16 protein-coding genes and 1 riboswitch are annotated in these 18,154 nt (G+C 63.3%); of the genes, 11 read left to right on the forward strand and 5 right to left on the reverse strand.

What is annotated here, in order from left to right; all coding sequences use genetic code 11:
• Position 1 precedes the first annotated feature (1 nt).
• Positions 2–1,858 (reverse strand): lamin tail domain-containing protein, encoded by a 1,857-nt coding sequence (locus tag ACK2VC_RS11255; RefSeq protein ID WP_486730443.1) that lies wholly within the window; start codon positions 1,856–1,858, stop codon positions 2–4.
• A 163-nt stretch (positions 1,859–2,021) separates the two neighbouring features.
• Positions 2,022–2,099: riboswitch (S-adenosyl-L-homocysteine riboswitch) on the forward strand.
• A gap of 26 nt (positions 2,100–2,125) precedes the next feature.
• Between ACK2VC_RS11255 and ahcY the strand changes: the two genes are divergently transcribed.
• The 3 genes from ahcY to metF all read left to right on the forward strand — a co-directional run bounded on the left by ahcY (position 2,126) and on the right by metF (position 4,857).
• A complete protein-coding gene (gene ahcY, locus ACK2VC_RS11260) occupies positions 2,126–3,562 on the forward strand; it encodes an adenosylhomocysteinase (protein WP_486730444.1) in 1,437 nt (478 codons plus the stop codon).
• 88 nt (positions 3,563–3,650) lie between these two features.
• Complete coding sequence (locus tag ACK2VC_RS11265; protein ID WP_486730445.1) at positions 3,651–3,998, forward strand: phage holin family protein; 348 nt, start codon at positions 3,651–3,653, stop codon at positions 3,996–3,998.
• A gap of 7 nt (positions 3,999–4,005) precedes the next feature.
• Positions 4,006–4,857: a methylenetetrahydrofolate reductase [NAD(P)H] gene (gene metF, locus ACK2VC_RS11270; protein ID WP_486730446.1), complete on the forward strand. Its 852-nt coding sequence runs from the start codon at positions 4,006–4,008 to the stop codon at positions 4,855–4,857.
• A gap of 5 nt (positions 4,858–4,862) precedes the next feature.
• Here the strand turns inward: metF and ACK2VC_RS11275 are convergent, their stop codons facing one another.
• A complete protein-coding gene (locus tag ACK2VC_RS11275; protein ID WP_486730447.1) occupies positions 4,863–5,462 on the reverse strand; it encodes a 5-formyltetrahydrofolate cyclo-ligase in 600 nt (199 codons plus the stop codon).
• 51 nt (positions 5,463–5,513) lie between these two features.
• Here ACK2VC_RS11275 and ACK2VC_RS11280 point away from each other — a divergent pair, with 51 nt between their 5' ends.
• From ACK2VC_RS11280 to ACK2VC_RS11300, 5 genes are all read left to right on the forward strand, one after another.
• Positions 5,514–7,445 carry a lytic transglycosylase domain-containing protein gene (locus ACK2VC_RS11280; RefSeq protein ID WP_486730448.1) on the forward strand — a complete coding sequence of 644 codons (1,932 nt, stop codon included), beginning with the start codon at positions 5,514–5,516 and terminating at the stop codon, positions 7,443–7,445.
• Between the two features lie 60 nt (positions 7,446–7,505).
• The gene (locus ACK2VC_RS11285) at positions 7,506–8,456 is read left to right on the forward strand and encodes a complex I NDUFA9 subunit family protein (RefSeq protein WP_486730449.1); all 951 of its coding nucleotides are present in this window, start codon (positions 7,506–7,508) and stop codon (positions 8,454–8,456) included.
• Positions 8,457–8,512: 56 nt separating this feature from the next.
• On the forward strand, positions 8,513–9,238 hold the full coding sequence (locus ACK2VC_RS11290) for a glutathione S-transferase family protein (RefSeq protein WP_486730450.1): 726 nt from the start codon (positions 8,513–8,515) through the stop codon (positions 9,236–9,238).
• Positions 9,239–9,275: 37 nt separating this feature from the next.
• A complete protein-coding gene (locus tag ACK2VC_RS11295) occupies positions 9,276–10,538 on the forward strand; it encodes a multifunctional CCA addition/repair protein (protein ID WP_486730451.1) in 1,263 nt (420 codons plus the stop codon).
• Between the two features lie 813 nt (positions 10,539–11,351).
• Positions 11,352–12,452, forward strand: a complete 1,101-nt coding sequence (locus tag ACK2VC_RS11300; protein ID WP_486730452.1) for a TAXI family TRAP transporter solute-binding subunit — start codon at positions 11,352–11,354, stop codon at positions 12,450–12,452.
• 12 nt (positions 12,453–12,464) lie between these two features.
• Here the strand turns inward: ACK2VC_RS11300 and ACK2VC_RS11305 are convergent, their stop codons facing one another.
• On the reverse strand, positions 12,465–13,598 hold the full coding sequence (locus ACK2VC_RS11305) for an ABC transporter substrate-binding protein (RefSeq protein WP_486730453.1): 1,134 nt from the start codon (positions 13,596–13,598) through the stop codon (positions 12,465–12,467).
• 226 nt (positions 13,599–13,824) lie between these two features.
• Here ACK2VC_RS11305 and ACK2VC_RS11310 point away from each other — a divergent pair, with 226 nt between their 5' ends.
• Positions 13,825–14,502 carry a GNAT family N-acetyltransferase gene (locus ACK2VC_RS11310; RefSeq protein ID WP_486730454.1) on the forward strand — a complete coding sequence of 226 codons (678 nt, stop codon included), beginning with the start codon at positions 13,825–13,827 and terminating at the stop codon, positions 14,500–14,502.
• Between the two features lie 135 nt (positions 14,503–14,637).
• Here ACK2VC_RS11310 and ACK2VC_RS11315 read toward each other — a convergent pair whose 3' ends face one another.
• On the reverse strand, positions 14,638–15,126 hold the full coding sequence (locus ACK2VC_RS11315) for an Lrp/AsnC family transcriptional regulator (protein WP_486730455.1): 489 nt from the start codon (positions 15,124–15,126) through the stop codon (positions 14,638–14,640).
• A gap of 135 nt (positions 15,127–15,261) precedes the next feature.
• Here ACK2VC_RS11315 and hppD point away from each other — a divergent pair, with 135 nt between their 5' ends.
• Together hppD and phhA are read left to right on the forward strand one after the other, a co-directional pair.
• Entirely contained in the window at positions 15,262–16,383 is a 1,122-nt protein-coding gene (hppD, locus tag ACK2VC_RS11320) for a 4-hydroxyphenylpyruvate dioxygenase (RefSeq protein ID WP_486730456.1), read from the forward strand.
• Between the two features lie 33 nt (positions 16,384–16,416).
• Complete coding sequence (gene phhA, locus ACK2VC_RS11325) at positions 16,417–17,295, forward strand: phenylalanine 4-monooxygenase (RefSeq protein ID WP_486730457.1); 879 nt, start codon at positions 16,417–16,419, stop codon at positions 17,293–17,295.
• Between the two features lie 55 nt (positions 17,296–17,350).
• Here phhA and ACK2VC_RS11330 read toward each other — a convergent pair whose 3' ends face one another.
• Positions 17,351–18,109, reverse strand: a complete 759-nt coding sequence (locus ACK2VC_RS11330; RefSeq protein WP_486730458.1) for an EF-hand domain-containing protein — start codon at positions 18,107–18,109, stop codon at positions 17,351–17,353.
• Positions 18,110–18,154 lie beyond the last annotated feature (45 nt).

Raw genomic sequence — 18,154 nt, forward strand, 5'->3', positions numbered from 1 at the left:
CTCAGTGCACCGGCCGCAGTTTGCGCAATTCGTTTTGCAGCGCGGCCGGCAGCGGCGCCTCGACCACCAGTCGCTCGGCGCGTTCGGCCATCGGATCGAAGCGCGGCCGCGGCGTTTTTTGTGCCAGCGGCCGGCCCGAGGTGCTGCCGTAAAAGGTGCGCGCGAACGGAAGTTGCAGATTGGCCCAATCGTTGTAGTCTTTCAGGATGGTTTTGTTTCCGTCACCGTTGAGGTCGAGCGACAACAATCCCGACGTCAGCACGTTGTCGTTGTTCCAGTCGGCATAGCCGCCACCGACGCTGTCGCGGCCGATGTTGAGCGCTTCCGACAGTTTGGTTTCGTCCAGTGCAGCGCTGCTGCCATCGGAATAATCCATGTAGAACTGGTCGGTGCAGGGCGAATTCTCGACCAGGTTGCAGTTGGTCTTGCCCTTCCAGCCGCGCTCCAGGTAGTAGCGTTCGGCGGCGTTGATGGTGTCGGGCGTCTTGCTCAGGCCGGCCCACTGATACAGGTAGTTCATGATGCTGTAATAGTTCGGCTTGTTGTTGACGTCTTCGTCGCCGCCATGCTGAAGCCCAAGGTTGTGGCCGAATTCGTGCATCAAGGTTCCCGCCTGCACGTTGATCAGCCAGTTCAGGCTTGCGCTGGAGGCGGTGTTGAAGCCGTAGCCGCCCAGCGTCACCACCAGGTCGTTGCCGAAGACCTTGGCGACGCCCGAGGAGCCGGCCGAGCCATCAACGTTGCGCGAATTGGCGAACAGGGCGTAATGGAAGGCCAGCTTGCGGCGCACGTCGAAATTGGAATTCTTGTAGCTGTAGAACGAGGTGCAGCCCGGCGTCGCTTCAGCGCTGTCCGTAACCAGCTCGATGCATTTGGCGAATGCAATCGCGTTGCCGCCGCCGAGGTTGAAGCCCGCCGGGTCGAACGCGGCGCTGTACAGCGGGCCGGTATCCAGGTGCAGCGCGATATTCTGCTTCTGGAACGCGTCGACCATTTTTTGCAGTGCTTCCTGGCGCGGCGTCAGCGCCGGGTCGGCGCCGCCCATGTAATCGATTTCGACGAACAGGTCGCGCCGGCCGGGGCGCGCGCCCATCGCGTACAGGTCCAGTCCGCCATAGGTGCTGCCGGCGACCTTGGCGCTGTCGGGGATGCCGTCGCCGTCGGAGTCGACGACGCCGGGGGCGATGTCGTTGGGGCCGGCCGGTGTCGCGAAATTCACCAGCTTCCAGTCGGCCGCGCTGTTGGTGTCGGCCATGCCGCCGGATGCCAGGCGCACGATGGCCTTGCTGTATTCATTCGCGCCCGAGGGCAGTGCCGGTACCGCCGCGCCGCTCCAGTGTGAGGCGGTCTGCGGCGCCGCATTGGAAGTGCCGAAGCGGACGAAATCGGTGGTCTGGCCGCCCTTCAGCAGTTCCACCGAACCGTTGGCGTTCCAGAACGGCACCCGGTTGCCGTTTTTTACATAGACGATTTGGGCGTTGTTTTCCAGCTTGTCGTGCACGCCGGCGGCGATCACCAGATAGCCTTTGGCCGGCACGTCGATGGTTGGCAAGCCGAAGCCGACCGGCTCGGTGCTCCCGGCGCCGCTGGTCGGATCGATCCAGCCACTTTTCAACGTGTAATCCGCCAGTGCGACTGCGCTCCCATTCGGGTTGTATACCTCGAACCAGGCGACGGCATCGGAGTGAAAATTGGTTGCGATTTCCGAAATCAGCAACGTGCCGGCAGCCGGCGGCGGATCAACCGGCGCCGGACTGGAAGAGCCGCCGCCGCAGGCGGCGACCGCAAGCGCGAGTATTAGTGCGCCGGACAGTTTTCCGAAATCGATGAATCGTGCCAATTGGGTGGGTGCGCGCATGAAATCTCTTCTTTACCTTGGGTTGGCCGGTGGACGAGCGCTAAAGTGTATTGATGATCCCGATTGCCGGCAAGAATATTGCCTGCCGTTTTCCGCTGATATTTCGGGAGTGCGGTATTTGCCCAGGCAAGATCGATGTCAAATATCTGCGCTATAATCCATCCCCTCCAAGGAGCGTTGCAGCACGGTTTTAACGGATCGTGTCAGGCTTGGAATCTCACCGCAACGGCGCTCACGTCACTTTTTTCTCATGGAAAGGAGCGCGTGATGAGCGCCGCTATAGCAACCCCGTCGAAATCCGCTGTATCCCATACTTCCTCCGATTTTCTCGTCGCCGATCTCAATCTGGCTGATTGGGGTCGCAAGGAAATCCGCATCGCCGAAACCGAAATGCCGGGCCTGATGGCGATCCGCGAGGAATTCGCCGCCAGCCAGCCGCTGAAGGGCGCGCGGGTTGCCGGTTCGCTGCACATGACGATCCAGACCGCGGTGCTGATCCAGACGCTGGAAGCGCTGGGCGCCGAGGTGCGCTGGGCTTCCTGCAACATCTATTCGACCCAGGATCACGCCGCCGCCGCGATTGCCGCCAACGGCACGCCGGTGTTCGCGGTCAAGGGTGAATCGCTGGACGAATACTGGGATTACACGCACCGCATCTTCGACTGGCCGGGCCAGCAGGCCAACATGATCCTCGACGACGGTGGCGATGCGACGCTGCTGCTGCATCTCGGCACCCGCGCCGAAAAAGACCTCGGCGTGCTGGCCAACCCGGATTCGGAAGAAGCGGTCTGCCTGTTTAATTCGATCAAGAAGAAGCTGGCCGAATCGCCCAACTGGTATTCGACCCGCCTGGCGCAAATCAAGGGCGTGACCGAGGAAACCACCACCGGCGTGCACCGCCTGTACCAGATGCACAAGGAAGGCAAGCTGGCGTTCCCGGCGATCAACGTTAACGACTCGGTCACGAAGTCCAAGTTCGACAATCTGTACGGTTGCCGCGAGTCGCTGGTGGACGGCATCAAGCGCGCCACCGACGTCATGATCGCCGGCAAGGTGGCGGTGGTGGCCGGCTATGGCGACGTCGGCAAGGGATCGGCGCAAGCCTTGCGTGCGCTGTCGGCGCAGGTATGGGTCACCGAGATCGATCCGATCTGCGCGCTGCAGGCGGCGATGGAAGGCTATCGCGTGGTGACGATGGATTATGCGGCCGCACACGGGGACATCTTCGTCACCTGCACCGGCAACTACCACGTGATCACGCATGCCCACATGCAGCAGATGAAGGACCAGGCGATCGTCTGCAACATCGGCCACTTCGACAATGAAATCGAAGTCGCGGCTTTGAAACAGTACACCTGGGAAAACATCAAGCCGCAGGTCGACCACGTGATTTTCCCCGACGGCAAACGGATCATCCTGCTGGCCGAAGGCCGGTTGGTGAACCTGGGTTGTGGCACCGGCCATCCGTCGTATGTGATGAGCTCGTCCTTTGCCAACCAGACCATCGCCCAGATCGAGCTATTTACGAATACCCAAGCCTATCCGGTCGGCGTATATACGCTGCCGAAGCATCTGGACGAGAAGGTGGCGCGCCTGCAGTTGAAAAAGCTGAACGCGCAGTTGACCGAACTGACTGCCGAGCAGGCTGCGTACATCGGCGTGGCGCAGGCAGGTCCGTACAAAGCCGAGCATTACCGTTATTGATCGGCGCTAACATTGTCCAGCGCGGGCCATGCACCTGATCTGGCAGTGCCCGCGCCGGATGGCGTCTGACAACGAACGAGGAAAAATCATGCCTTTGCTCATCGTCTGGATCGTGAACGCGCTGGCGCTGCTGGCGGTGCCCTACCTGATGCACTCGGTGCAGGTCGACAGCCTGTGGACGGCGCTGGTGGCAGCCCTGGTGCTGGGGCTGGTGAATACGCTGGTGCGGCCGGTGCTGGTGCTGCTGACGCTGCCGGTCACGGTGCTGACGCTGGGCCTGTTTATCTTCATCATCAACGGCCTGATGTTCTGGGTGGTGGCGCAACTGGTGGGTGGTTTCCATGTGGCCGGCTTCTGGTCGGCGGTCGGCGGCGCGCTGCTGTACAGCATCATCTCGTGGGCGCTGTCCGCATTGCTAATGAAAATCAAATCATGAGAATCACATGACTGCGGCCGATTTCAGCATTGAATTTTTCCCGCCGAAAACGGCGGAAGGCGCGGAAAAGCTGCGCGTCGTCCGAGCCCGCCTGGCGCAGTTGAGTCCGAGATATTTTTCGGTCACCTTCGGCGCCGGCGGCTCGACCCAGCAGGGCACGCTCGATACCGTGCTCGAGATCGGGCGCGAAGGGCACGATGCCGCGCCGCACCTGTCCTGCATGGGCAGCTCGCGCGACACCCTGCGCGCGATCCTGGCGCAGTACCGGGAGGCCGGCATCCACCGGCTGGTGGCCTTGCGCGGCGACTTGCCGAGCGGTTTCGGCGCGCTCGAATTGTCGTCCGGCGCATTCCGTTACGCGAATGAACTGGTCGAATTCATCCGCGCCGAAACCGGCGACTGGTTCCAGATCCACGTCGGTGCCTATCCGGAGACCCATCCGCAGGCGAAGTCGCCGCAGGACGATGTGCAGCATTTCGCGCGCAAGATCAAGGCTGGCGCCGACGCCGCGATCACGCAGTATTTCTACAACGCCGACGCCTATTTCCGCTTTGTCGACGATGCCGGCAAGGCCGGTGTCACGGTGCCGATCGTGGCCGGCGTGATGCCGATCACCAACTGCTCGCAACTGCTGCGCTTTTCCGAAATGTGCGGCGCCGAGATCCCGCGCTGGATCCGCCTGAAGCTGATGAGTTTCGGCGACGATGTGGCGTCGATCCGCGCCTTCGGCCTGGATGTCACGACCGCGCTGTGCGAGCGGCTGCTGGCCGGCGGTGCGCCGGGCTTGCATTTCTATTCGCTGAATCAGGCGGTGTCGACCGAGGCAATCGTGCAGCGGCTGCAACTGCATTCGGCCTAGCTTTTTTAGCGGCAAACGCTCTCAGTCAGGATGCAATCGAGTGCGACGTCATGCGGCTCCGCCTCGAATTCGGCATGCAGACAGTCATAGGCGATGCCGATCGTGGCCGGACGCGGCGCAGCGGCCAGCGTGCGGTCGTAAAAACCGCCGCCATAGCCAAGCCGCATGCGTGCGGAATTGAAGCCCAGGCACGGCACCAGCAGCGTTGACGGTTTGAGCCACGCCGGCTCGGCAGGAACCAGTGCCCCGAAAGTGCCGGCCACCAGCGGCGTGTCCGGCGTCCATTTTGCGAAGCGGAGCGGCGCTGCACGTTCGACCACCACCGGCAGGGCCAGTTGCATCCCGCGCGCCGCCAGCGCCGCGTAGGCTGGCCGCAGGTCGGGTTCGCCGCGCATCGGCCAATACACGCCCAGCGGCGCAAGGGGTGGCCCCTGCAGTGGCGTCGCAAAATAGTCCAGCAAGTGCTGCCGGATCGCCTGGTCCCAGCGTTCTTTCAAGTTTGGGTCGAGCGCGTTGCGCTGCGCCAGCAACTGTTGCCGCAGCGCGTTGCGCCCGGTCTGCGCCGGCGCAAGCGCGGCCGGGGATGCGGCCTTGTCGGACGTCATCACGTGCTATCCTTGAATCGCTTCGGATTCGATAAACAAGTCGGGAAAGTCATGTTTTTCAAGAATTACCTGGTTGTCGTTACGCTTGCCGTTGCCGTGCTTGGTGCGACAGCGCCGTTTGTCCGGGCTCAGACAAGCGCCGCCAGTTCCGCCGCCGACGAAGCTTTTCTGGCGCTGCGCGAGGCGTCTCGCAAGAAGGACCTGAACAAGGTGGAAGCGCTGGCGGCGCGCCTGCAGGATTATGACATTCCTTCCTACGTCGATTACTACCGGCTGAAACCGCGCATTGCAGATTTCCCGGATGGCGAAATTCGTGCCTACCTGCAGCGCTATGACGGTAGCGCGATTGCCGACCGCCTGCGCAACGACTGGCTGCTGGAACTGGGCAGGGCGCGCAACTGGAGCACCTTTGACGAGCAGTTTCCGCTGTTTGTGCTGCAAGACGACACTCAACTGAAATGCTATGCGCTGCTGTCGGCTGCGGCGAAAGGGCAGAACGTCGCCGAGCCGGCGCGCGCGCTACTGGACACGCCGAAGGACTATGGCGAAGGCTGCGTGGCGCTGATCGCGGCGCTGGCGCAAAACGGCCAGTTCAGCCAGTCCGACCTCTGGGCTCAGGTGCGGCTGGCGTCGGAGGCGAATTACCTGGCGATTGGCAAGCGGGTTGCGGCGCTGGCCGGAGCCGCCGACAAGCTGATTGCGGAAGCCTTCGACAAGCCGGCGCTGACGCTGGCCCGTGGCGTTCCGCAAAGTGCCGGCCGCGGAGCTGTCGCCCATCAACTGTATCTGATTGCGCTTGGACGCGTGGCGCGCAACGATCCGCAGCAGGCTGCGGCCGCGCTGGCTGCCGAAGCGCCGCGCCTGGGAGGCGCCGATCAGGCGTTGGGCTGGGCCCAGATCGCGCTGCAGGCGGCACTGAAGCTGGCGCCGGAGGCGGGCGACTACTGGCGCCGCGCCAAAGACGCTCCGCTGTCGGCAGATGGCTATCAGTGGAAGGTACGCTCCGCCTTGCGCGATGGCGACTGGAAACTGGTCAAGGCCGGGATCGACGCGATGCCGCCTGCCTTGCGCAACGACCCAAGCTGGGTCTACTGGGATGGCCGGGCCCTGCAGAGCGAGGGCAAGGGCGAGCAAGCCGCGGCGCGCTTTGCGGCGATCGCCGAGCGCACCGGCTTTTACGGCCAGTTGGCGCGCGAAGAACTGGGGCGCGAGATCCTGCCGCCGCCGCGCGCCACCCCGCCTTCCGCCGACGAAGTGGCGCCGATGGCGCAGAACCAGGGATTTCGTCGCGCGCTGCGTTTCTTCGACATGGGCTTGCGCTTCGAGGGCGTGCGCGAATGGAACTGGGAATTGCGTCAGATGGACGAGCGCGCGCATCTGGCGGCGGCCGAGTTCGCGCGGCAAAAGGATGTGCTGGACCGGATGGTGAACACCTCCGACCGCACCCGGGTTGAAGTCGATTTCACGCAGCGCTTTCCGACCCCGTTCCGCAGCGTCATGCTGGCCAACACGCAGGCGCTCGGACTCGACATGGCTTGGGTGTATGGCCTGATCCGGCAGGAATCGCGCTTCATCATGCATGCGCGTTCGCATGTCGGCGCCTCCGGCCTGATGCAGATCATGCCGGCCACCGCGCGGCTGGTGGCGCGCAAGATCGGCTTCGATGGCTTCAACCCGAGCCAGGTTAACGACATCGACACCAATATCCTGCTCGGCACCAACTATCTGAACATGGTGCTGGGCCAACTGGATGGCTCGCAGACGCTGGCTTCCGCCGCCTACAACGCTGGTCCGAACCGGCCGCGCGCCTGGCGCTCGACCCTGAAGGGACCGGTGGAGGGCGCGATCTTTGCCGAATCGATTCCGTTTGCGGAGACGCGCGGTTACGTCAAGAACGTGCTGTCGAACGCCACCTGGTACGCGGCGCTGTTCGAAAATCGCGCGCAATCGCTGAAGGCGCGGCTAGGTACCGTCACGCCTTGAGATGATCCGGCAAATCGCCCGGCGGGATGCGGTCGGTTGCCTTTGATGGAGTACCTGGACATGGCTTATCGCACTATTCTGGTGATCGGCGCTTCCGGCTTCGTCGGCTCGCACCTGGTGGCGCAACTGGCGGCGCGCGGCGGCTGCGACATCGTGGTGCCGACCCGGCGCTACATGCGGGCGCGCCATTTGCTGCCGTTGCCGACGGTCAGCATCGTCGAGACCGATGTCGGGCGCGACGATGCGCTGGCGGCGCTGCTGCCCGGCGTCGATGTCGTGATCAATCTGGCCGGCGTGCTGCATTCGAAGCCCGGCTCGCCGTTCGGTCCGGCCTTCGCCCATACCCATGTCGAGCTGCCGCGCCGCATCGTCGCCGCCTGCGTGGCGCAGGGCGTGCCGCGCTACCTGCATATGAGCGCGCTGGGAGCGGCAGCCGACGCGCCCTCGATGTACCTGCGCTCGAAGGCGGCCGGCGAACGGGAGGCGCAGTCGAATCCGGCGCTGGCAAGCACAATTTTCCGTCCCTCGGTCATCTTCGGGCAGGATGATCATTTCATGAACCGTTTTGCCAGTCTGCAGAAACTCTTTCCGGTGATGCCGCTGGGTGCTGCCAACGCCCGTTTTCAGCCGGTCTGGGTGGAAGATGTGGCGCGCGCCTTCATCAACGCGCTGGACGCCCACGCCACCATCGGCCATACCTACGAGCTGGCTGGGCCCAAGGTGTACACGCTGCGCGAGTTGGTGCGGCTGGCCGGCGTCTGGTCCGGCCATCCGCGCCCGGTCATCGGCTTGCCGCCGGCGCTGGCGCGGCTGCAGGTAGGGCTGCTGGAATGCCTGCCGGGCGAGCCGCTGATGTCCCGCGACAATCTCGATTCGATGCAGGTCGATAACGTTGCCGCCGGGCCGATCGCGCCGGTGCTGGGCATCGATCCGGTCGCGCTGGAAGCGGTGGCGCCGTATTATTTGTCGGGACAGGCGCCGCGCAACGCCATTCCACCATTGACCGGATAGCGCCGGCCTTCCTCCGCATCCAATTCAAAAAACCAAGCCAAAGATCAAGGAGCAGCATGCAAACCACTGAACTGGAGCCGACGCGCCCCCAAACAGCCATAACGCCGCGCCGTGCGTTCGATGAAACCGGCCTGAAACTGGTAATCGGCAACAAGAATTACTCGTCCTGGTCAATGCGGCCGTGGCTGGTACTGACCGCGTTCGGCATTGCCTTCGAGGAAATCCGGATCACGCTGGACCGCCCCGATACCGCCGCCCGGATTGCCGCTTATTCGGCCTCCGGCCGGGTGCCGGCGCTGATCGACGGTAATCTGACGGTGTGGGATTCGCTGGCGATCTGCGAATATCTGGCCGAGCAATTCGCGCCCCTGCCGCTGTGGCCGCAGGATGCCGCCGCGCGTGCGGTGGCGCGCAGCATTTCTGCCGAAATGCATTCCGGTTTCCCCGATTTGCGCAGCCAGATGGGCATGAATATCCGCGCCAGCCTGCCGGGCCAGGGCCATACGCCGGCGGCCCAGGCCGATGTCGGCCGCATTTGCGAAATCTGGGAAACCTGCCTGGCGAATTTTGGCCATCGGCAATTCCTATTCGGTGATTTCTCGATCGCCGACGCCTTCTACGCGCCGGTGGTGATGCGCTTTCGCACCTATGCGGTGTCGCTGGCGCCGGCGCTGCAGGCCTATGCCGATCGCGTCGCCGCGCATCCGGCGGTGGCGCGCTGGATGCGCGATGCCCTGGCCGAAACGGAAGTGATTCCGAAATACGAACCGGGCGGTCATTGATTTGCGGCACAGCGCGGCGCAGGAAGATGGCAGCGGCATGAAGATCTATACCGTCGGCGGCGCGGTGCGCGACGAACTGCTCGGCTTGCCGGTGCAGGATCGCGATTACGTGGTGGTCGGCGCCACGCCCGAGCAGATGGTCGCGCACGGCTTTCGCCCGGTCGGCAAGGATTTCCCGGTATTTCTGCACCCGGCCACGCATGAGGAATACGCGCTGGCGCGCACCGAGCGCAAGACCGCGCCCGGCTATTCCGGCTTCGTGTTCCACACCGATCCCGGCGTTACGCTGGAGCAGGACTTGATCCGGCGCGACCTGACCGTGAATGCCATCGCCAAGTCCGAGGACGGTGCGCTGATCGACCCGTTCGGCGGCCGCCGCGACCTGCGGGATCGCGTCTTGCGCCACGTGTCGCCGGCGTTCGCCGAAGACCCGGTGCGTATCCTGCGTATCGCCCGTTTCGCCGCGCGCTTTGCCGACTTCACGGTGGCGCCGGAAACCAATGAACTGATGCGACAGATGGTGGCCGCCGGCGAGGTCGACGCGCTGGTGCCGGAGCGCGTCTGGCAGGAGCTGGCGCGCGGGCTGATGGAAGCCAAGCCGTCGCGCATGTTTGAGGTACTGCGCGCCTGCGGCGCGCTGGCGCGCATCCTGCCCGAACTGGACGCGCTGTGGGGCGTGCCGCAGCCGCCGCAGCACCATCCGGAAATCGATACCGGCGTGCACGTGATGCTGGTGATCGACCTCGCCGCCAGTATGAACCATGCGCTGCCGATCCGCTTTGCGGCCCTGACCCACGATCTGGGCAAGGGCGCCACCCCGCCGGCCGAGTGGCCACGCCACCACGGCCACGAAGGGCGCGGCGTTGCGCTGGTGAAGACGGTTTGCCAGCGCCTGAAAATTCCCAATGAATGCCAGGATCTGGCACAAATGACGGCACGCGAGCACGGCAACGTCGCGCGCGCACTGGAGTTGCGCGCCGACACCGTGCTCGACCTGCTGGAGCGCTGCGACGCCTTCCGCAAGCCGCAGCGCTTCATCGACATGCTGCGCGCGGCCGAGTGCGACTACTGCGGTCGCCCTGGTTTCGAGCAGCGGCCGTTCCCGCAGGCACCATATCTGGAGGCGCTATTGGCCGCGGCACAATCGGTCAAGGCGGGCGTAATCGCCGCCATGTTTGCACAAGAGCCGCAGCGCATCCCGGAGGCGATCCGGGCGGCGCGCGTCGAGTTGGTACGCGAACGGATGGACGCCTGGCGCGCCGCCGAGCCAGCCGCAGCCTGGGCGCCGGAGCGGCCGTAACGAGATCGCGGGGTCTGGGACGCCGCCGGCACGCGCGGCTTGCGGAAAAGCTCGCTCAGCGGCGCGTGGTTTTGGCCCGCCTGCGAGCGTTTCCCGGTTGGGCCGGTCCAATGTGCGGCACCGCAAATATCGCCCCGCCTCCAGGCGGGAGCAACATGATTGCGGCCTGACACGGTGGCAGCAGTTCCGAAACAGACCGTTTGTTGAGTTCGCTCAAGGACGGCAGCTTGCGGCGCTATCAAATGGATACTGATGCCAGATCGCCAGCCATTCCGATGACGCCCCCGGCGCTGCCGCCATATCCGATCGAGGAGATTGAGCGATAGCGCGAATCAGGTTGAGCGGGAGTCGGCAGCTGGCGTACCCCCTGGACCGGTCGAGTGATGAAACATTCATCCCCTCAGCAACAACAATGGCGCTGGATATTGGGGCTCTGCCTGTTGCTGATGCTGGCTGTGACAGCCGGCTTGATTCGACTTTCCTGGCTGGAACCGGCGTCAACCACCACGACCAGGTCGGGGGGAGGCGAGATGACAAACGAGGAATTGCCGCCGCCTGACAGTCGGCCGCCTGCGATAAATGGGCGCCCACCGCCAGATGCCGCAGCCGCCGGTGCGGCAGCGGTCGATGCACCGGTTCAACCGATGGCGGCTGCCACCAACAAGAGCGCCGCTCGTCGTGCATCGAATCCGATCGCTGCCAAGAGCCCGGCGAGCGATGCCAGCCCCGCGCCGTCCTGCAGCGCCGCCGCGCGGGCAATGGCTTTATGCGACGTCAGGAGTCGTTGATCGAATCGAAATACAGCCGAGGAATATGATGAACAAGTCCCGCACCATGCTTGCCCAAGTCCTGGTCTGGTTGGTCATGCTGGCGCTGCCGCCGTCGTCGCAGGCGCTGCCCAACATCGACTACAAGATCGTCACCGCGTCCGAACGTGGGACCTATATCCAGATCGGACGCGACATCGCGAAATGGGTGGCGGCGCCGGCCGACATCACGCTCGAAGTGCTGCCATCCAAGGGCTCGGCCGAGAACGTGCAGCGGCTGCGTTATGAGCCCGGCGTCAAGCTGGCGCTGGTGCAATCGGACGTGTATCAGGCGATGCTCGACCAGGCCGCAGCCGGCAACCGCGCGGCCGGCCAATTGATTCAGCCGTTGCGCGTGGTGCTGCCGCTGTATGACGAAGAAATCTATTTCGTCACGCGGGCCGATACGCCGCTCGAATTCATCCACCAGATCAAGGACAAGAAAATCAACGTCGGCCCGGTCGGCAGCGGCACCGCGCTGTCTGCGACCACCCTGTACAAGCTGATGTTCGGCCAGGCTTTGCCGGAGGCGAATGCCAGTTATCTGTCGAACGAAGAGGCGCTGATCAAGCTGACCAGCGACAAGTCGATCGATGTGGTCGTGATCGTCGCCGGCCAGCCGGCCAAACTGTTTGCCGACATGACGCCGGAGGCGCGCAACTTCATCAAGCTACTGCGGCTCGACGACAAGGCGGCCGAAAGCCTGCGCGCGACCAAGACGTATTTTCCGGCCACCATCCGTCCCAGCAGCTATCCGAACTGGCTCAGCGAAGGCGTGCCGACGCTGACGGTCAAGGCTTTCCTGGTCACCTACGACTACCGCATGGCGCATACGCAGGCTTATTTGAACCGCTTCGCCCAAGCGCTATGCGCCAATTTCGACAATCTGCAAAGCCAGGGACACGCCAAGTGGCAGCAGGTGAAGCTGGAGTTGCCGCCGCTCGGCAAGGGCTGGACTTATTACCCGCCAATGGAGAAGGTATTACGCACCTGCATCGCGCGCCGCAGCGGCATCGCGAATGCGGGCGGGGGGCCGTCCGGACAGTTGCCGGGGCCGGCGAAAACCTGCAGCCAGCAAGAAAAAGTGCTGGGCTTGTGTGGTCTATAGTTGTCGCGCCGCCTAACGCACAAAACGGCCGTTGCGGCCGATCATGGTCAGTTCGACGAATTCGCTGCCGGTGTGATCGTTCGGGCCGTAGCTGATCATCAATCCGCCCAGATCCATCTGGTGGATCGACTCCAGGCCGCGCACGAAACTCTCGCGCGTCAGGTTGCGGCCGGCGCGGCGCAAGCCCTCCACCAGCACCTTGGCCGAAACGAAGCCATCCATCGCCGCATAGGACCGGGTGGCGCCGCCGGCCTTGGCGGCGAGCTGAAATTCCTGGCCGAGGATGGAGGACACCAGGTCGGCCGCCGGCGTGATCTGCGACACGATCAGGCCGACCCCGGCCGGCCCCAGGTCTTTGACGAAGGAATCCGAGGAATTGTTGGACAGCGTCATGATCTGCATGCTGCCGCCCTGGGCGCGGATCGCCTTGATCACGTCCACCGTATTTTTCGACGAACTGACGATGATAAGCGCCTTCGGGTCGGCCTTGATCAGTTGCGCCGCGGCGGCGCTGACGTCGGGCTTCTCGCGCGCGAAGCTGGCGATGATGGCCGGCTCCAGCTTGTGCGCCGCCATCCCCTTCTGGAAGCCTTCCAGGCCGTCGCGGCCAAACGAATCGTCGACGTGCAACAGGCCGATGCGCTTGAAGCCGACCGTGGTGAAATGCTCGATGCCCTTGATCACCTCTTCCTGGTAAGGCGCGCGGACGTTGAAGATCAGGCGGTTGACCGGCTTGTGAAAAAGCGCGGCACCACTGCTGGGCGCCACCAGCGGCACGCCGTTGGCGGCCAGGATCGGCGCCACCGCTTCGGTATGCGGCGTGCCGCGCGTCTGGAACAGTGCGAACACGCGCTCCTGCTTGATCAATTGTTCGGCGTTGGCGGCGGCCTTGGCCGGCACGAAGCCGTCGTCCAGGATGCGCAGTTCGATCTTGCGGCCGTTGACGCCGCCGGCACGGTTGACGCTGTCGATATATGCTTTGGCACCCTGGTTCATTTCCTTGACCGGGGCGGCGACGGTGCCGGTGATGCCGATGGTCTGGCCGATCAGGATGCTGGTGTCGGTGACGCCGTCTTCCGCGCCGGCTGGAAGGATGGCGGCGCTCAGCAACGCGACGAAAATGGCGATAAATCGATGCATCTTCATGGTATTTCCTCGATTGTGGGCGGAGAAAGGACGGCAAGAATGTTGCCCGAGGAAAATGATCATACAAGGAGTTAACAATTCCAGCATTACGTAGATACACGTAGCCGAGAACCGGAGCGGCTCTGCGGCCTCTACTTCCAGAGGAGGCGCCAGCGCTGGCAGTGCCAGGCATCATCGCCTACAATTTGATGGTGCAGTGCACAAATCGTTTTGCAGGAGGTAAGTCATGAATCCATCGAAACCGGACCCGGCGCCGACCCCGGAGCGCAGGGCCAAGCCGTGGGTACTGGTCAAGGAATTGTCCAAGCGCGCGCACTGGCGCCTGCGCAAGCATTTCCTGGCGCTGGATGAGCACGACCGGCTGTTGCGCTTCGGCAGCGTACTGCCGGATGAGTTGATCATCAAGTATGTCGAAGGCATCGATTTCGAGCGTGACACCGTGTTCGGCGTCTATGACGGCCATTTGAAGCTGGTTGGCGTCGGCCACCTGGCGTTTGCGCCGCGCGAAGCGCTGCCGAACCTGGCGGCGCATACCACCCGGGAACGCATAGCCGAATTCGGCGTTTCGGTTTCGGCTGCGGCGCGCGGCATGGGAGTCGGCAGCAAGCTGTTCGAACGCGCCGCGATCCGCTGCCGCAACGCCGACGTCGACACGCTATACATGCATTGCCTGTCGTCAAACCAGGTAATGATGCACATCGCCAAGAAAGCCGGCATGGAAATCCAGCGCGACTACGGCGAAGCGGATGCCTATCTGCGGCTGCCGCCGGCCAACCCGGCCAGCATGCTGCAGGAGGCGGTGGACGAACAGGTGGCGACCTTCGACTATGCGTTGAAAGCCAATGCGCGTGCCGCGGTGAAATGGCTGGAAAACCTGACGGGGTCCGGCAAGGACGGTAGTTGAACTGCCGCCGGGTTCAAAATCACCGCACATTCCTATATACCGAATATAGTATTTTTCAATCCCGTCATATTCAGGGCGGAATTCGGCCATTTTTTGGCATACTCCTTCATAACCTGGTGGCGGCCTAGCTTTCCCTCACGCCAGAGGCAACGCCGTCGTGTCTTTCACGCGTTGCAGGGCAAAGCTGGACTTCACATCCTGCACCGCCGGATGGCGCAACAGCGTTTCCATCGTGAAGCGCGAGAAATGCTCCATGTCCTCGACATGCACGCGCAACAGGTAATCCATGTCGCCGGTCATCGCATAACAGGCCACCACTTCAGGCCACTGCGCCACCGCGGCGGCGAAATCGGCGCGCGGCGAGCGCATGCCGCTGGCGGGGTCGTTTTGCCGCGCCAGGCGCACGTTGACATAGGCCAGCAAACCCAGCCCGATCTTTTCCGGCGCCAGCAGCGCCACGTATTGGCGGATCACGCCGGCCCGTTCCAGCCGGTTGATGCGGCGCAGGCAGGGAGAGGGCGAGAGGTTGACGCGCTCGGCGATCTCCTGGTTGGACAGGCGGCCGTCGGTCTGCAGGATCGCCAGGATTTTGCGATCGGTTTGATCCAATTCGATGATTGGCATGATTAACCTTGGATTGACATTTAAAGGCTATAGTATTGCGCAAGGCTGGAGTTTTACGCATTCATTTGCAATTTTATGCCATGCCCTATTGTCTATACTGATGCGCCGGACATAATTCGCATCGAGGAGACAACAATGGATTTCACCCCCTGGGACAACCCGATGGGCACCGACGGCTTCGAATTCATCGAATATGCCGCGCCCGATCCGAAAGCGCTGGGCGCGCTGTTCGAACAGATGGGTTTCGCCGCCATTGCCCGCCATCGCCACAAGGACGTGACGCTGTATCGCCAAGGCGAGATCAACTTCATCATCAACGCCGAGCCGGATTCGTTCGCGCAGCGCTTCGCGCGCCTGCACGGACCGTCGATCTGCGCCATCGCGTTTCGGGTGCGGGACGCTGCCCATGCCTACCGGCGCGCTCTGGACCTGGGCGCCTGGGGCTTCGACAACCGGACCGGGCCGATGGAACTGAACATCCCGGCGATCAAGGGCATCGGCGATTCGCTGATCTATTTCGTCGACCGCTGGCGCGGCAAGCATGCCGCCAACGGCGCTGCCGGCGGCATTGGCGACATCAGCATCTACGACGTCGATTTCGTCGCGATCCCGGGCGCCGAGGCCAATCCGAAGGGCTGCGGCCTGACCTACATCGACCACCTGACGCACAACGTGCATCGCGGCCGCATGAAGGAGTGGGCCGAGTTCTATGAAAACCTGTTCAACTTCCGCGAGGTGCGCTACTTCGACATCGAAGGCAAGCTGACCGGCCTGAAATCGAAGGCGATGACTTCGCCCTGCGGCAAGATCCGCATCCCGATCAACGAATCGTCCGACGACAAGTCGCAGATCGCCGAATACCTCGACCTGTACCACGGCGAAGGCATCCAGCACATCGCGCTCGGCACCGGCGACGTGTATGCCACGGTGGAGGCGATGAAGGCGCGCCAGGTCGTGTTCCAGGACACCATCGACACCTACTACGACCTGGTCGACAAGCGCCTGCCGGGGCACGGCGAACCGCTGGAAGAATTGCGCCGGCTGCGCATCCTGATCGACGGCAACAGCAATGCCAGTACGCCGGAACTGCTGCTGCAGATCTTCACCCAGACCGTGATCGGGCCGATCTTTTTCGAGATCATCCAGCGCAAGGGCGACCAGGGTTTTGGCGAGGGCAATTTCCGCGCGCTGTTCGAATCGATCGAGTTGGATCAGATCCGGCGCGGTGTATTGAAAGACGACAGCGCGCTCGCCTGAGCCCGGCTGCCATCTGAATGGAGGTCAGCGAACATGAATACCGCGATCGCAACCGAAGAATTTTTTGCCACCGTCGCCGACAAATCCGCAAGCGGCGCGCTGCGCGGCGATTACAGCCGCGCTGATGCGCAATACGTGGTGACGCAGGATTGGGCCGCGTATACGCCGGCTCAGCATGAACTATGGCGCCGCCTGTATCAGCGCCAGGCGCAACTGATTCCGGGGCGCGCCTGCGACGCGTTCATCGACAGCCTGGCGCGGCTAGAGATCGGTGCCGGGATTCCCGATTTTTCCCGCACTTCCGACGCCCTGGAGAAGGCCACCGGCTGGCGCCTGGTGGCGGTGCCCGGGCTGGTGCCGGAGCAGGTGTTTTTCGAGCATCTGGCGAATCGTCGTTTTCCGGTCACGGTCTGGCTGCGCGAACCGGCGGAATTCGACTACATTGTCGAGCCCGACGTGTTCCACGATTTTTTCGGCCATGTGCCGCTCTTGTTCAACCCGATCTTCGCCGACCACATGCAGGAATATGGCAAGGGCGGCCTGAAAGCATTGCGGCTGGGCGGGCTGGAGCTGCTGGCGCGGCTGTACTGGTACACCATCGAATTCGGCCTGATCAAGAGTCCGCAAGGCTTGCGTGCCTATGGCGCGGGCATCCTGTCGTCCGGCGGCGAGATCGGCTATTGCCTTTCGAGTCCAACCCCGCTCCGCATCCCGTTCAACGTCGAGCGCGTGATGCGCACCCTGTACAAGATCGATTCGTACCAGGAAACCTATTTTGTCATTGACGATTTCCAGCAACTGTTTGATGACACCGCGCCCGATTTCGCGCCGCTGTACGCGCGTCTGAAGCAATTGCCGCCGCTGGCCGCGAACACGCTGTTGGCGGGTGAGGTGAATTTGCCGGTCGCATAAAAAAAAGCGGACTGCAGCAGCGCTGCAGTCCGCCTGGCGCGAGTGCTGGCGGCGCTCAACTGCGTTTGTGCCGGCTCATCATGAAGGCGCGTACTTCCTCGCGCGTTGCCTTGCCGTCCTGGTTGGCATCGATCGCATCGAAATTTTTGACGATCCAGTCGAGCTTGCCGGTTTCCGCTTCAGCCTTCGTCAATGCGCCGTCGCCATTGGCGTCGGCCGCCTTGAATGCCGTCTCGAATCTCGCCGGTCGTTCGCCGCGCTTCGCATATGGTCCGCCGTGTGCCTGCCACTGTGCACGCAGTTCGTCGCGGGTCAGCTTGCCGTCCTTGTTGGCATCCATCTGGTCGAACCACTTGCCGGCCGCCGTTTCCACTTCCGCTTTCGTCAGCGCGCCGTCGCCATCCAGATCGGCGGCCTTGAATGTTGCATCGAAGCGTTCCGAGCGCCGGCCCTCTCTCGCGTGCCGCTCGCTTCGTGGATGCATGACGGGGTCTTGTGCGCGCAGCTCGTCCTTGTCGAGTTTGCCATCCCTGTTGCTGTCGATGGCGTCGAAGTCCTTCGCCAGCCGCGGGTTCCGGGCCGCTTCTGCGCGGCTGATGGTGCCGTCACCATCTTGGTCCAACTGGACAAAAAACCGGGCGAAGCGCTCCGGTATCCTGGCGGCACGATCGGTGCTGGACGATCCCGCCGCTGCACTTGGAGCCGCGGCAGGCGCCGGAGTCAGCGGGGTTGCCGGGGCGGGGCCGGTTTGCGCCAGGACGCCGCCGCTGGCGAACAAGCTACTGACGACCGTCAGTAAGAATTTCGATTGCATGTGAATCTCCTTGGCAAGTTGCGAGGCCGGTTGACTTGTTCCCAT

Source organism: Herbaspirillum sp. WTB6 (genome assembly GCF_057457785.1).